Raw genomic sequence first — 14,970 nt, 5'->3', positions numbered from 1 at the left:
ATCCACGTAACGCCGCGTTCCGTCAATGCAACGCAGCGTTCTTTCGGGTCAGGGCGGCATCCAGCAGCAATTGCGCGGCGACCTTGGCGTCTTCTGCAGGATTGCCGTTTTTCAGTAGAACAGCAGAGACGATCGCTCCCTCTTGTAGCAAAACAATCTGACGGGCCAGAAGCTCTGGCTGATGCGCGCCGGATTGGCGCGCCAATAAGGTCAGATAATCCAACATAGCCCGTTTATGCTCGGCTGCCTGCACATGAATCGGATGGTTGGCGTCCTGATATTCGGCCGCTGCTTTCAGGAACATGCATCCACGAAAATCATCCTCTTCGAACCATTCTTTCAGCGCATCAAAAATGGCAATCAATTGCCCGGCTGGCGTGTCTGCCAGCTGCTCAACCCGCCGCATAATCCGGTTGCGAAAACTCTCATCCCGCAGGCGCAGAATGGCTAGGATCAGATCTTCTTTGGTGCGGAAGTGTTTGTACATCGAGGTCTTGGACACACCCGTTTCCACCACCAGCTTATCCATGCCAGTCGCGTGAAATCCGTCACGATAGAAGACCTCCATCGCCTTGCGCACCAGTTCATCGCGTTTGTTTGGACGCATCAGCAAATACCCGAATGTTTTGATCTGTGCATGTCTCTGTCCCGCTTTCGTTGCAGCCCCCACACCTTGCGGCGCATCACGAACCTCGTGCCTCAATACCTCTTCACGGTTTTGAAACGTTTTTCCTTGCAAAACCATAGCGGACCGGACCCTGTTGAAAAGGGTTGCCGATACGTTCACTCTGGGAACTGACGAAGAAACGTCACACCAGCCTTGTTAGCCCGCGATATGTAGCGATCCCGTCGGCGGCAGCACTGCAGAGCGTGGCAAAGGCGGGGTCGGCAATCCTTGCCGGAAGGCTTTTTTCAGCCCAAGGACCGCTGAATATTCACAAATATCGCGTTGCCCTCTTGACCTTCCCGTCACTGGAACCCCCATGTGGGTGGCAAGATTTCTGTCAGGATGAGTCGCATGACCCAGGGCACTCAACTAAAGATTACAGGCATGAACTGTGCCTCATGCGTTGGACGCGCCGAGGCTGCTTTGCAGGCTGTTCCCGGTGTGCAGGATGCCTCGGTCAATTTTGCAACCAAAACGGCTCAGGTCACGTTTGACGGCCCGATCTCGGCCCTCAATGATGCTTTGGAGGCCGCGGGCTACCCGGCAGCCACGCATCAGACCGCCCTGCAGATCAACGGGATGAATTGCGCGTCCTGCGTGGCCAAGATCGAACGCACCCTGCAAGCCAGCCCCGGCGTTCTTGAGGCCAGTGTGAATCTTGCCAACCAAAGCGCATCGATCACCTATGTCGAAGGCGCGACCACGCCGCAGGCACTGGCACAGATCACAACTCAGCTTGGATTTCCCGCGCAGCTCAAGACCTCTCCGGGGTCGGAAACGCGGTCCGATGACACGCCGGATGAGGCGCGGGACCTGAAACGCGCGACAGTGCTGGCCGCCATTTTGGCCCTACCCGTATTTGTTCTGGAGATGGGCGGGCATATGTTCCCCGCATTCCACCATTGGATTCACGCAACCCTCGGGCAGCAGACCAGTTATCTGATCCAGTTTGCCCTGACCACGGCCCTTCTGGTTGGTCCGGGTCGCGTGTTTTACGCCAAGGGCATTCCATCCTTGCTGCGCGGGATGCCGGATATGAACGCTCTGGTCGCTTTGGGGACGGGGGCGGCCTATCTGTTCTCTATTGTGTCGACCTTCGCGCCCGGACTGCTGCCGCAGGGCGCGGCGAATGTGTATTTCGAGGCCGCGGCCGTGATCATTGTGCTGATCCTTTTAGGCCGCATGATGGAGGCGCGCGCCAAGGGCAAAACCGGCGCGGCCATCCGCGCGCTGATCGGGCTTCAGCCAAAAACCGCGCGCGTTGAGCGAAATGGCGTGACCGAGGATCGCCCCATTGCAGAAATAACAGTGGGCGACGTACTGCAAATCCGCCCCGGAGAACGGGTTCCGGTGGATGGAGATATCCTCGACGGAACCTCTTACGTCGATGAAAGCATGATCACCGGGGAGCCCGTACCGGTTGGAAAATCCGCTGGCGACCCGGTGGTGGGCGGCACTGTGAACGGAACCGGCGCGTTGCGTGTTCAAGCAACGCATGTTGGGGCGGATACGGTTCTGGCCCGGGTCATCGCGATGGTGGAACAGGCGCAGGGGGCCAAGCTTCCCATCCAAAGCCTGGTCGACCAGCTGACCTACCGCTTTGTTCCTGCGGTGATGCTGGTTGCGGCTTTGACCATCCTTGCATGGCTGATCTTCGGGCCTTCTCCGTCGCTGCCGCTGGCTTTGGTGGCCGGGGTATCGGTCCTGATCATCGCCTGCCCCTGCGCCATGGGTCTGGCCACGCCGACCTCGATCATGGTGGGAACAGGCCGAGCGGCGGAACTGGGTGTTTTGTTCCGCAAAGGCGACGCGCTGCAACATTTGCAGCAGACCAAGGTGATCGCCTTCGACAAAACCGGCACGCTGACGCTTGGGCGCCCCGAACTTGACCACGTGACAACCACCAACGGCTTTGAGCGGGATCAAGTCCTACGACTGGCCGCCGCGATCGAGGCGCGCTCGGAACACCCTATTGCTACTGCGATCACCCGCGCCGGGCCTTCTGATCTGCCCGAGGTTTCTCAGGTTCAGTCCCTCACCGGTCTTGGCCTTCAGGGCCGTGCAGAGGGGCATGATCTGCTGATTGGCTCATACAAGCTGATGCATCAGAAAGGCGTGGATATTTCGGATCTGAAACCGGACGCCGATGCACGGGCCGCGCAGGGGGCGACTCCTCTATTTCTGGCCATTGATGGGGTGGCGGCGGCGAGTCTTGCCGTCTCGGACCCTGTGAAGCCGGGCACGGCCGAGGCACTTGCAAGGTTACATGAATTGGGCCTGACGCTTGCCATGGTGACAGGGGACAACGCGCAAACGGCGCACGCACTGGCCGACAGGTTGGGCCTTGATCACGTGGCCGCCGACCTGCTGCCCGGTGACAAACAGAAAACGCTTGAGGGATTGGGCCGCGAATTCGGCGCGCTGGCCTTTGTGGGCGATGGGATAAACGACGCGCCTGCACTGGCGGCGGCTGATGTCGGCATCGCCATCGGCACCGGAACGGATGTCGCGATCGAGGCCGCCGATGTGGTTTTGATGTCCGGCGATCTGCGCGGCGTGGTGAACGCCATCGACATCAGCCACCGGACCATGCGCAACATCCGCCAGAACCTTGGATGGGCGTTTGGCTACAACACATTGCTGATCCCGGTGGCAGCCGGAGTGCTGTACCCGTTTGGTGGGCCTTTGCTGTCCCCGGTGCTTGCAGCGGGCGCGATGGCCCTGTCCAGCGTCTTTGTCGTCACCAATGCGCTGCGTCTGCGATGGGTCCGCCCCCACGTCGCCGAAGGCGCCCAGAATACCGCGAAGGAAGCCCACGCATGAATATCGGTGATGTCTCAACCCGCACCGGCCTGCCTGCGAAAACGATCCGCTACTATGAGGACATCGCGCTGATCAAACCTTTACGCGATGACAATGGCTATCGCCGGTTTCGCGAACAGGACATCCACAAGCTGACCTTTCTGGGCCGCGCCCGCGCCTTGGGGTTTACCATCGAAGACTGCCGCACGTTGCTGGCGCTCTATGAAGATGAAAGCCGGGCGAGCGCCGATGTAAAGCAAGTTGCGCGGGATCATCTGGCGCAGATCGATGCAAAGATCGCCGACCTAAAGGCGATGCGCGACACGCTGAGCCATCTGGTCGAGGCCTGCGCCGGAGATGACCGCCCGGACTGCCCGATCCTGAAGGATCTGGGCGGGAACGGCTAACGCGGGGTTGCCCTTTCGCGCAGGCTTTGCTTTGTCAGTGCCAGACATTCCGGTACGCCACTTGAGTACCGGTCAGCGGAGAGGATCATCCCATGGCAAAAGTCGCGTTTCTTGGTTTGGGTGTCATGGGCTATCCCATGGCCGGGCACCTTCAGGCCGCAGGTCATCAGGTCACCGTTTTTAACCGGACCGCCTCCAAGGCCGAGGCCTGGGTGGCTGAACATGGCGGAGCAATGGCCGCGACCCCAAAGGGTGCTGCAGAGGGGGCCGAGTTTGTCATGGCCTGTGTCGGCAATGATGACGACCTAAGGATGGTTTGCGCTGGCGCGGATGGTGCCTTTGCCGGAATGTCGGAAGGCGCAATCTTTGTCGACCATACGACCGTCTCGGCCAAGGTGACGCGTGAGCTTTACGAGGCGGCCAAAGGGCGAGGGATCTCTTTTGTTGACGCGCCGATCTCGGGCGGTCAAGCGGGGGCCGAGAATGGCGTGCTGTCGATCATGTGCGGCGGCGATCAGATGGTGTTTGATGCGGCTGAACCTGTGATGCAGGTCTACTCGAAAATCTGCCGCCGGATTGGCGACAGCGGGGCCGGTCAGATGACCAAGATGTGCAACCAGATCGCCATCGCCGGTCTGGTTCAGGGCCTCAGCGAAGCGCTGCATTTTGCCGAAAAGGCCGGTCTGGACGGGCGCGCGGTTGTTGAGGTGATCAGCCAGGGCGCGGCGGGCAGCTGGCAGATGGCAAACCGGTACGAGACCATGCTGGACGACCATTTTGACCACGGCTTTGCGGTCGACTGGATGCGCAAGGATCTGGGTATCTGTCTGGATACGGCAAACGAAACGGGCGCATCTTTACCTGTCACCGCGCTGGTCGATCAATTCTACAAAGATGTGCAAAAACTTGGCGGTGGACGGTGGGATACCTCGTCGCTGATCAAGCGGTTGCGGGCGTTGGATTAAGGGGGCTGTCTGCCCCCTCTTGGCCCTGTGGGCCAATTCACCCCCGAAGGTTTTTTTGGCCAGATGAAGAGATCCGCGTTGCGCGGCGGATAGGGATGAGAATGAAAGACATGAGTGATTTCTGGGCAGATGCCCTGCGCAAGTATTGGGGGCTCGACGCCCGTCTGACACGGCTGGACGGAGAGTATGACCTGAACTTTCTGGTCGAAGCGAAGAACGGACAGGACTATGTTCTGAAAGTCATGCGCGCCGGGTGCGAGCCAGAGTTCGTCGACCTTCAAATCAAGGCTCTCAAACATATCGGGACCGAGGCTCCGGGCCTGCCCTTCCCCAAGGTATTCCCCTCGCTGGATGGTGCTGTCCTGCCCGAGATCGAAGATCAGGACGGTCAACCACGCCTGGCTTGGTTGTTGGAACGCCTTCCGGGTCAGTGCTACGCCAAGGTTGAGCCGAAATCCGAAGACTTGATCCTGAAGCTCGGACGCGTTCTTGGCGCGACAGATCGCGCTTTGGCCGGGTTTGCGCATGACAGCCTGCAGCGGGACGATTTCAAATGGGACCTGATGCAAGGCGGTTGGATTGCGGATCAACTAGACGCGGTCAGCGACCCGGCCCGCCGCACGCTGTTGGAAGAGATCGTTCAAAGATTCTCCGCGATCTTGCAGACGCTGCAAAGCCTTCCCACGCAAGCCATTCACAACGACGCCAATGACTACAACATTCTCGTCGAAGGTGAGCTAAGTGAACGCCGCGCCGTATCCGGCCTGATCGACCTGGGCGACATGTGTACCGCGCCGCGTGTATGCGAGGTCGCCATTGCCGGGGCCTATATCGTTCTGGATCACCCGAAACCAGAACGCGCGCTGACCGCTCTGGTCCAAGGCTATCATGCCGCTAATCGACTGAGCGCTGAAGAAGTTGATCTGATCTGGCCCCTTTTGCGCATGCGGCTCGCGGTGTCCGTGGTGAACTCGACCCTGATGGCGGCGGAAAACCCCGATGATCCTTACGTGACCATCAGTCAGGCCCCGGCCTGGCGGTTCCTTGAGAATGAGGCCGTCAATGGCGGCCTGATGTCCGCCCGCTTGCGCTGTGCCTGCGGCTTGCCGGTGGTCGATGGGGCCGAGCGCATTCACGCTTACCTCTCCGACCATCGCGGCCACTTTGCCGAGATGTTTGGCCAGGACCTGAGCAATGTGCCGATGGGGTCTCTTTCTGTTGAGAACTCCACCTGGCCGCAGAACCCGTTCCACATGCCGCTCGAAGAAGCCGCGCGGGTGGGTGAGGAATTCGGTGAAGGACTGTGGCTGGGCTACTACAACGAACCCCGCCTGATCTATGCCGAGCCCGGGTTCCGCAAGGGGCCGTGGAAAGCCTCGGACCGGCGCACGGTGCATCTGGCCGTAGATGTCTTCGCCCCTGCTGGCACCGTTTTGCACGCCCCGATGAGCGGCCGGGTCGAAGTGGTCGAGAACCGCGACAGCCATCTGGACTATGGTGGCGTGGTGATCCTGCATCATGAAACGCCCGAAGGGGATCCGTTCTATACGCTCTACGGTCATCTGGACCCAGAGGTTTGCGATCGTCTGAAACCGGGCGATCCAGTTGCGCAGGGCGCTGCCTTTGTGCGGCTTGGGGATGCTTCGCAAAACGGCGGATGGGCCCCGCATGTGCATTTCCAGCTTGCCCTGACAACCGACGGCATGGAGGCCGACTGGCCCGGCGTCGCCGATCCCGATGAGTTGGAGCTGTGGAACGCGGTCTGTCCAAACCCGGCGGCCATGCTGAACCTCGCTGATGACAAGGTTTGCTACCAGCCGACGGACAAGCAATCCGTTCTGCAAGGGCGGCACGACCATTTCGGCGGCAATCTGAGCCTGACCTACAATGACCCGGTCATGTTGGTGCGCGGCTGGAAACACCACCTGTTCGACGAGTGGGGCCGCCCCTATCTGGACGCCTATAACAACGTCCCGCATGTTGGCCACGCACACCCACGCATTCAGGCCGTTGCGGCGGATCAGTTGAAGCGGATGAACTCGAACACCCGATATCTGCACCCGGCGCAGACCGCGTTCGCCGACAAGGTGCTGTCGAAGCTGCCGGATCACTTTGAGGTCTGCTTTTTCGTCAATTCAGGCACCGAAGCCAACGAATTGGCCCTGCGTCTGGCCCGAGCGCACACCGGCGCCAAGGGGATCGTGACGCCCGATCACGGCTATCACGGCAATACCAACGCGGCTGTGGCGATCTCGGCCTATAAGTTCAACAAGCCCGGCGGGGTTGGTCAGGCCGATTGGGTCGAACTGGTTGAGGTGGCGGATGACTACCGTGGCTCGTTCAAACGTGACGACGCTGACCGCGCGCAAAAATACGCAGATCTCGTGGACCCGGCGATTGCTGCTCTGGAAGAGAAAGGTCAGGGCGTGGCCGGATTCATCGCCGAGACCTTCCCCTCGGTCGGTGGGCAGATCATCCCGCCCAAGGGGTATCTGCCTGCGGTGTATGAGAAAATCCGAGCGGCTGGTGGTGTCTGTATCGCGGATGAAGTTCAGACCGGACTTGGACGGCTGGGCGAATACTATTTCGGTTTCGAACACCAAGGCGCCCTGCCCGATATCGTCGTCATGGGCAAACCAATCGGCAACGGTCATCCGCTGGGCGTGTTGGTCACAACCAAGGAAATCGCCCGGAGCTTTGACAACGGGATCGAGTTCTTCTCGACCTTCGGCGGGTCCACCCTGTCCTGTCGCATCGGGAAAGAGGTTCTGGACATCGTCGATGACGAAGGCCTGCAGGACAATGCTCGCGCCATGGGCGACCGTCTGATGGCGGGTCTGCGGCAGATCGAATCCGAGTTCGGCTGCATTGGGGACGTGCGCGGGATGGGCCTGTTTCTGGGGGTCGAATTGATCAATCCGGATGGCTCGGAAGGGACCGAGATCTGCAGCTTTGTGAAGAACCGGATGCGCGATCATCGTATTCTGATCGGCAGTGAAGGCCCGAAAGACAACATCCTGAAAATCCGCCCACCTCTGACCATCGAGGCCGAGGATGTGGACATGATCCTATGGGCGCTGCGGGATGTCCTAAAAGGTGTCGGCGACTATACCCCTGCCCCGGTTTGCGACCACGATCACCATCACGCGGGATGTGGCTGCTGCTAAGTAGCAACCCCGGCGCAACCGCCGGGGCTTCATTCGCTGATCAATGCAACACGGCCGAGGGGGTCTGATGACCGGTTGTCGGCATTGGAACAGCGGCTGTCATGCGGCGCAAGGCCATCCCCAGCTCTTCTGACAGAGAGGCAAGAGCGGGCGCAAAGTCCGGGCGCACGATCAATGAGGCCATCATCATCGCATCTTCGCGCGCGCCTTCCGATGCGGCCGCAATCATCTGGGCAAAACAGTTCTCATCCGCGCCCAGACAGGCACATCCCAATCCATGCCGGATCAATGGGCGACGGCCATGACTGGCGCAAAGCGAACACAGCCGATCCAAGGTCAGCATCGCGGCACGCCCTTGATCCGCGCCCAGGGCGAGGTCGAAATCATTGGCAGCGTCTGCGCGGCCTCTCGCGCCTTCGCTCCAGAGGCGCAGATACATCACCGCGCCTGCTTCGATTGGGGCAAGGTCCGTCAGACGGCCAACCGCTGCGCCGCCCCGAGACGACGGGCTGCTCATTTTGTCAGGATCAGCTTGCCGGCACGGGTGATACGCAGCGTGTAAAGCTGATCACCCAGTTCAATATGGGCGAGATTGCCGCCTTTGGTCAGCTCTTCGGCCTTGTGCGAAGGCAGAATGGATACGGCAAAGGACTGGGTGGCGATAGGGGTCTGCGCGTTCATTTGACAACTCCGGGGTATCTCAGGCATGGGCCTGATCTGTTCGCTTTCTCAATGACCTGGCTGACCCGAGTCCGGGGTGGCTGGCGGCTTCTCTCTTTATTCTGATTATTTTAGTAAGGATTGTCAAGTCACGCATTTGCGCTTGCAGAAAGATGCCGTGTTGCGCCTTCTTGGCGGGCGGGTTAGGCCTGAACGCATAGGCAAAACACTGAGGTCACAATGGGCGCGGCAATTGTATTTGATCTGGACGGAACTCTGGTCGACAGCCTGGGCGACATCGTTGCAGCCGCGAACCAGACCCTGAGCGATCTCGACCTGCCCCCTCTGCCACGCGAAGTGATCGGGCGATTCGTCGGCAACGGTCTGCCCCAGCTGGTCGAACGGATGATCCGGCACTGCGAGCTGCCTCTGGATCGTCATGACGAGCTGACGAAAGTGACGCTCGCGCATTACACGGCGGAGGCCAGCAAGACGACGGTGCCCTATCCCGGCATTCCTCAGGCGTTGGCCAGCCTGCAATCGCAGGGGCACATACTGGGCGTCTGCACCAACAAGCCCGAGGCCCCTGCCCGGCATATTCTCGATGTACTGGACCTGTCGCAGTATTTCGATGCGGTTCTGGGTGGCGATAGCCTGACCACAAGAAAGCCCGACCCTCAGCATCTATTTGCAAGCTTCGACGCATTGCCAGCTCATGGGTCGCGTGTTTTCGTGGGTGACAGCGAGGTGGACGCCGAAACAGCCCAGCGCGCCAGGATCCCCTTTCTCCTGTTCACGCAAGGCTATCGGAAGTCGCCCGTGACAGAAATTCCGCACGACATTGCTTATGACACGGCGGAGGAGATTCCGCCCCTGGTCGCGCAAATTGTGCAGATGTCTGATCAGCTGAAATAAGCCTCAGCGCGTACCCTGAAATTTATTGAGGGGCCGGCCGAGGGGGTATGACCAGCCCCTCATCGGGGAAACTCTGTGTGGCCCTGTAAGGCCAGCTGTTGCCCTTTGTCTAACCGGACGTGATGGGTGGCGAAATTGGGGGTTTCCCGTAGGATCGATTTTTTTTGCCTCAGCGTCGTAGTAAAACCTGCGCTTTAGATCAGGTTTGCGGGGCGATCAGCCCCCTGACCACGTGGAACGGACGCACTGATTTCGGGACTTGGCCAACAAACGGCATACAACGGCACCGCACCGTGACAGGGCGCAGGCCCTTTACAAATAAGGGGGCGAAATCTGCGCCAGCGCCTATTGTTCAGGGTCCGCGTAGTTCCGCGCTTTGGACATCTTGCCGACCCCCGGATTGAAAGAGTTGGTCGGATCACAGCATTTGTAATGCGCGGCCAGATCGGGCTTGGCCTTGTACAGGTGCCCCACATTGTGTTCGGCAGGGTATTCCGCGCCGCGTGTGTCGAACGACTCCAACATCGCGGCTTTCAAAGCCTTTGGGTCAGCGCCTTTTTTGACCACGTAGTCCTGATGCATCACGTGGCACATGAAATGACCGTAGTAGAGCTTGTGGACCAGTTGATCCTCAATCTCGGGCGGGAGCGTCTCAAGCCAGTCCTGATCATTGCGCCGCAAGGCCACATCAAGCGCAATGATGTCTTCCACCTCATTGCCATGCAGCGCCATGTACCTGACGGCAGCCCCGGCGGCGGCAAAGCGATGCAACCCTGCGATCTTGGCCTCGCGCGGGGTGCATTCGAAAGCATCGCCGTCCCGATCTTTCAGGAAAGTGGGCAGCCATTCGGCAGCCTCGGAAATCCCTTCATTCTTCATCTTCAGGATCAGATGGTGTTCGTAGCGGTCGCGAAACTCGACCATCCGTTTCGGCAAGACACGCGGCCAGAGCAAGATCGCCATCTGCATGAAGCGGTCGGTAAAGTTGCGCAGGAACGGAATTCGGCGCAGGCGGGCATCGACTGCACCTTTGAGCGCAAAGAACATCGGCAACCGGTCGGTGCCCAGCTTGTCGATCATCACGACCGTATCCTTGCCGTATCGCGCCGTGATGTCGAAGACCTCGCGCTGCATATATTCGGCGGACACAGGCAGCGACTTGAATTCCGACAGGATATGGCGACGCAGGGCGGCCAGATCATCCGGGTTGTTTGTCCCGATGTAAAAGACCTTCTCGACCTCGTTCTTGGGAAACGTATCAAGCCGCACGGCAAAGACGGCCAGCTTGCCAGCCGAGCCAGCGGATTCGAACAGCTTTGCCTTGTCCGCGTTGAACCGCGCAGGCGTTTCGGCGTCCACATCGCGCACGATCTGCGCGTAGTCACTGGCCGAGGCGCGCTTGTTCGTGGCCCCCGGGTTCCGGTCGAACGTGCCTGCATCGAGATTTGCCAGAATCTGTTCCGGCGTGTCGCCCAGATCAATTCCAAGATGGTTGACCAGCTCCAGCTCACCCTGCTCGGATATCCGCGCGTGAACCGAAAGCTCGGTGTAAACGGGGCCTCGTTCCACTAGCGACCCGCCCGAGTTGTTGCAGACCCCGCCCACAATCGACGCGCCGATGCACGAGGACCCGATCACCGAGTGCGGCTCTCGCCCCAGTGGCGCCAACAGTTTTTCCAGCGCAAACAGGGTGGCACCGGGAAAGCTGACGATCTGCTCACCATTGTTCAGTGGCACCAGAGTGTCCATGCGGCGCGTGTTGATCAGTACCACGTCCCGGTCATAGCTGCCCGAGGGGGTCGAGCCCTCGGTCAGGCCGGTGTTGGCCGCCTGCATAATGACGATCTTGTCGGCTGCAACGCACGCCTGCAGGATCTTCCACTGTTCCAGAAGGCTGCCGGGCTGGATGACGCACAGCGCCTCGCCCTCGCCCGAGCGGAAACCGCGCCGGAACCGTTCCGTCGCGCGTTCACCAGTCAGGACATGCCGCGCGCCAACGACAGAGCGGAAATGTTCAATCAACGCGTCATTGGTCATGGCATCCCTCGTGTCTTTATGCGGCGCGGAAACGGATATTCTCGCGGCTCAGTTGGTCGATTCTGGTCACGCCCATCAGCTTCATGTCGCGCTCGATCTCGGCCCGCATGAGGCCCAGCGCGCGTTCGACACCCGGCTGACCAGCGGCGGCCAGAGGATACAGGTACTGACGTCCAACACCGACCGCTTTCGCGCCGATCGAAAGCGCCTTCAGCACATGAGTACCGCGTTGAATGCCGCTGTCCATGATCACGTCCAGCTTGTCGCCAACCGCATCTACGATCTCGGCCAGTTGATCAAACGGCGTGCGTGAGCCATCCAGCTGCCGCCCGCCATGGTTCGATAGAATGATCCCGGTACAGCCAATCTCGGCCGCGCGTTTGGCATCTTCGACGGTCATGATCCCCTTGAGGCAGAACTGACCACCCCAATCGCGCACCATCTGCGCGACGTCATCCCAATTCATCGACGGGTCCAACATCTCGGTGAAATAGCCGCCGATCGAGCTGGCACCGCCACCCATATCCACATGCGCGTCCAATTGCGGCAGGCGGAATTTTTCGTGGGTGACATAGTTGATCCCCCACATCGGCTTGATCGCAAACTGGATCATGCCGCCCAGTGTCAGGCGGAATGGGATCGAGAAACCGGTGCGCAGGTCACGCTCGCGGTTGCCGCCGGTGATGCTGTCGACCGTCAGCATCATGACCTCGACCCCGGCCTCTTTCGCGCGCTGCATCATCGCCGAATTCAGGCCGCGATCCTTGTGGAAATAGAACTGATAGACCTGCGGGTTCTTGTGTTTCTTGCGCAGTTCTTCAAGCGAGACGGTGCCCAGCGAGGACACTCCGAACATGGTGCCATATTTTTCGGCTGCGGCGGCGACGGCCCGTTCACCTTGATGGTGGAACAGCCGCTGCAGAGCGGTGGGCGAGCAGTAGAACGGCATGTCCAGCTTTTGGCCCATCACGGTGACAGACATGTCCACGTCCTTCACCCCGCGCAACACGGAGGGCAGCAGATCGCAGCGGTCGAAAGCAGCTGTGTTCTGGCGATAGGTCACCTCATCATCTGCGCCGCCGTCGATATAGTTGAAGATCGGCCCCGGCAGGCGGCGCTTGGCCAACTGCCGGAAGTCGTGAAAGTTGTGACAATGCTTGAGACGCATAGCGTGATCTCCTTAGTACGCCACAGAGGGCAGCCAGGTGGCGAGTGTCGGCCATAGGAAGACAAGCGCCAATCCGGTCAGTTGTAGCAGCACAAAGGGGATGATGCCTTTGTAGATATGCATCAGCTTGATCTCGGGCGGGCAGACGCCTTTCAGATAGAAAAGCGCGAAGCCAACCGGCGGGGTCAGGAAGCTGGTTTGCAGCGTCACCGCCACCAAGATCACGAACCAGACCAGCGCGGGTTCATCCAGCACTCCGAAGCCCGGAATGTCGATGCCCAAGCCGTTCACGATCGGACGCATCAGAGGCAGCACGATCAGGGTGATCTCGATCCAGTCCAGAACAAAGCCCAGCAGGAATACGATGAACAGGATGAACAAGATCGTGCCATTGGCACCGAAGCCGGTGGATTGGACCACATGTTCGATCAGTTCATCGCCGCCAAGTTCCCGCAGCACATAGGAGAATACCGTCGCGCCAAGGAAGATCGCGAAGATATAGGCGGTGGTGTTGAAGGTCGAAACCAGCACGTTCCACAGTTTCACGAAGGTCAGCTTGCGATATCCCAGCGCCAGCAGCGTCGCGCCCAATGCGCCGATGCCAGAAGCCTCGGTCGGGGTGGTCAGACCTCCAAAGATTGAGCCCAGAACCGCAAGGATCAGCAGCAGCGTTGGAATGACCGCGATCAGAACGTCTTTGACAGCATCCCAGTCGGGCGCTTTTGCGCCTTCGGGCACGGGGGCCGCATCACGCTTCACCTGTGCGAGAATGAAGATGTAGGTCAGGTATAGCCCCCCAATGATCACACCGGGAAAGACGGCGGCCATGAACAGGTCTCCGACGGACAGAGCCATCTGGTCGGCCATGATCACCAGCATTATCGAGGGCGGGATCAAGATACCCAGCGTGCCCGAGGCAGAGACCACGCCCGCTGCCAGCGTCGGCTGATATTTCTGCTGCATCATCGACGGCAAAGACAGCACGCCCAGCAACACCACGGAGGCACCGATAATGCCAGTCGAGGCCGCCAGAATGATCCCGATCAGGGTCACGGTGATGGCAAGGCCGCCCCGCACGGTGCCGAACAGGCGCTGCATCGAGGTCATCAGACGCTCGGCCACACCGGATTCGTCCAGCATCAGGCCCATGAAAATGAACATCGGCAGGGCAACCAGAACCGCGTTCGACATGGTCGCGTAGACCCGGTTCACCACCGCGCCGAGGGTCAAGTAATCGAGCCCGGTAAAGGTGCTCTCCAACCCGGTCCAAAGCATCAGGTCGTTGTCGAACAGATAGGCTAGACCGCAGAAAGCGACGCCCACACCGGCCAGCACCCAAGCCACCGGATAGCCAGTGAAAAGCAGCGCGATGAAGGTCAGGAACATCGCGATGACCAGCTTTTCCTCGGTCGTCTCAACAAGGAAGGTCAGGCCCACACAGACGGCGGCGAACACAGCCAGCACCAGCAGGATACGGCGCAGCGGAGCGCCCTCGCGTTCCGAGGCCGGCCCGTAGATCAGTGCGTGCCCGTCGTGGATGAGCCGCGCCAGAGCGGCCAGCGCCAGCAGAACAAAGCTGATCGGAATGACCGACTTGAAGGCCCAACGCGCAGGCAGACCGGTGGGGCTGTCCGAGCGTTCGTTGACGCGGAAGCTTTCGTAGAAATAGTCATAACCCTGATCAATCATCAGATAGATGAACGGGGTCAGCAGGGTCAGAATGCCGATCACCTCAATGATCCGCTGCGCCCGCCGGGACAGCTGCATATGCAACACGTCGACGCGCACGTGGCTGTCTGTGATCAAGGCATATGAGATGCCGATCATCGTGACGATGCCGTAGAAGTGCCACTGGATCTCATCCAGCTTGGGGTAGTTCTGGCTGAACAGATAGCGCAGAGCGACCTGCGAGAAGATTGCCGCCATCAGCAGCACATTTGCCCACATGACGACATGGCCAACAGCCTTGACGCTGCCATCAATGGCGACGGCGATCTTTTGGCGGTCGGTGTCGGGATGTTCCAGGATGCCTTCATAGGCCTCAACCGGATCTTTGGGGGTATTGGGATTGCTCATGGTCATTCCTCGCCCGGCAGCCCTGTGCAAGGGCGGTGAAAGTTTGGAAAAATCCGAAGATCAGAAATCGACTGGGGCAGCAGTGTCCGCTGCCCCAGAGACGTCA

11 protein-coding genes are annotated in these 14,970 nt (G+C 59.8%); 5 read left to right on the top strand and 6 right to left on the bottom strand.

The genetic code is table 11. The annotated features are described in order from the left end of the window. Nucleotides 1-22 precede the first annotated feature (22 nt). Nucleotides 23-607: a TetR/AcrR family transcriptional regulator gene (locus tag AC2FD8_RS18785; RefSeq protein WP_496858678.1), complete on the bottom strand. Its 585-nt coding sequence runs from the start codon at nucleotides 605-607 to the stop codon at nucleotides 23-25. 411 nt (nucleotides 608-1,018) lie between these two features. On the opposite strand from AC2FD8_RS18785, the gene AC2FD8_RS18780 reads away from it, so the two are divergent. The 4 genes from AC2FD8_RS18780 (at nucleotide 1,019) to AC2FD8_RS18765 (ending at nucleotide 8,008) form a co-directional block, all read left to right on the top strand. Then, nucleotides 1,019-3,490, top strand: coding sequence for a heavy metal translocating P-type ATPase (locus AC2FD8_RS18780; protein WP_496858680.1), 2,472 nt, complete (start codon nucleotides 1,019-1,021; stop codon nucleotides 3,488-3,490). Then, nucleotides 3,487-3,876, top strand: a complete 390-nt coding sequence (gene cueR / locus AC2FD8_RS18775) for a Cu(I)-responsive transcriptional regulator (protein WP_496858682.1) — start codon at nucleotides 3,487-3,489, stop codon at nucleotides 3,874-3,876. Before AC2FD8_RS18780 ends, cueR begins: the two co-directional genes overlap by 4 nt. A 92-nt stretch (nucleotides 3,877-3,968) precedes the next feature. After that, nucleotides 3,969-4,841 carry an NAD(P)-dependent oxidoreductase gene (locus AC2FD8_RS18770; RefSeq protein ID WP_496858684.1) on the top strand — a complete coding sequence of 291 codons (873 nt, stop codon included), beginning with the start codon at nucleotides 3,969-3,971 and terminating at the stop codon, nucleotides 4,839-4,841. A 101-nt stretch (nucleotides 4,842-4,942) separates the two neighbouring features. Then, the gene (locus AC2FD8_RS18765) at nucleotides 4,943-8,008 is read left to right on the top strand and encodes an aminotransferase class III-fold pyridoxal phosphate-dependent enzyme (RefSeq protein WP_496858686.1); all 3,066 of its coding nucleotides are present in this window, start codon (nucleotides 4,943-4,945) and stop codon (nucleotides 8,006-8,008) included. Nucleotides 8,009-8,048: 40 nt separating this feature from the next. On the opposite strand, the gene AC2FD8_RS18760 is transcribed toward AC2FD8_RS18765, so the two are convergent. Beyond that, nucleotides 8,049-8,525, bottom strand: a complete 477-nt coding sequence (locus AC2FD8_RS18760) for a hypothetical protein (RefSeq protein ID WP_496858688.1) — start codon at nucleotides 8,523-8,525, stop codon at nucleotides 8,049-8,051. After that, the gene (gene hemP, locus AC2FD8_RS18755; RefSeq protein WP_496858690.1) at nucleotides 8,522-8,689 is read right to left on the bottom strand and encodes a hemin uptake protein HemP; all 168 of its coding nucleotides are present in this window, start codon (nucleotides 8,687-8,689) and stop codon (nucleotides 8,522-8,524) included. Before hemP ends, AC2FD8_RS18760 begins: the two co-directional genes overlap by 4 nt. A 219-nt stretch (nucleotides 8,690-8,908) precedes the next feature. Between hemP and gph the strand changes: the two genes are divergently transcribed. Further along, a complete protein-coding gene (gene gph, locus AC2FD8_RS18750; RefSeq protein ID WP_496858692.1) occupies nucleotides 8,909-9,583 on the top strand; it encodes a phosphoglycolate phosphatase in 675 nt (224 codons plus the stop codon). Between the two features lie 345 nt (nucleotides 9,584-9,928). On the opposite strand, the gene dld is transcribed toward gph, so the two are convergent. The 3 genes from dld to AC2FD8_RS18735 are packed head-to-tail and all read right to left on the bottom strand — an operon-like array spanning nucleotide 9,929 to nucleotide 14,864. Then, complete coding sequence (gene dld, locus AC2FD8_RS18745) at nucleotides 9,929-11,620, bottom strand: D-lactate dehydrogenase (protein ID WP_496858694.1); 1,692 nt, start codon at nucleotides 11,618-11,620, stop codon at nucleotides 9,929-9,931. A 16-nt stretch (nucleotides 11,621-11,636) separates the two neighbouring features. Beyond that, entirely contained in the window at nucleotides 11,637-12,788 is a 1,152-nt protein-coding gene (locus AC2FD8_RS18740) for an alpha-hydroxy acid oxidase (protein WP_496858696.1), read from the bottom strand. Nucleotides 12,789-12,800: 12 nt separating this feature from the next. Then, entirely contained in the window at nucleotides 12,801-14,864 is a 2,064-nt protein-coding gene (locus tag AC2FD8_RS18735) for a TRAP transporter large permease subunit (RefSeq protein ID WP_496858699.1), read from the bottom strand. Nucleotides 14,865-14,970 lie beyond the last annotated feature (106 nt).

The sequence above is a fragment of the Ruegeria sp. YTSC192 genome (genome assembly GCF_059609705.1).
The sequence above is the reverse complement of the archived record's forward strand: the minus strand, read 5'-3'. Positions and strand labels throughout refer to the sequence as shown.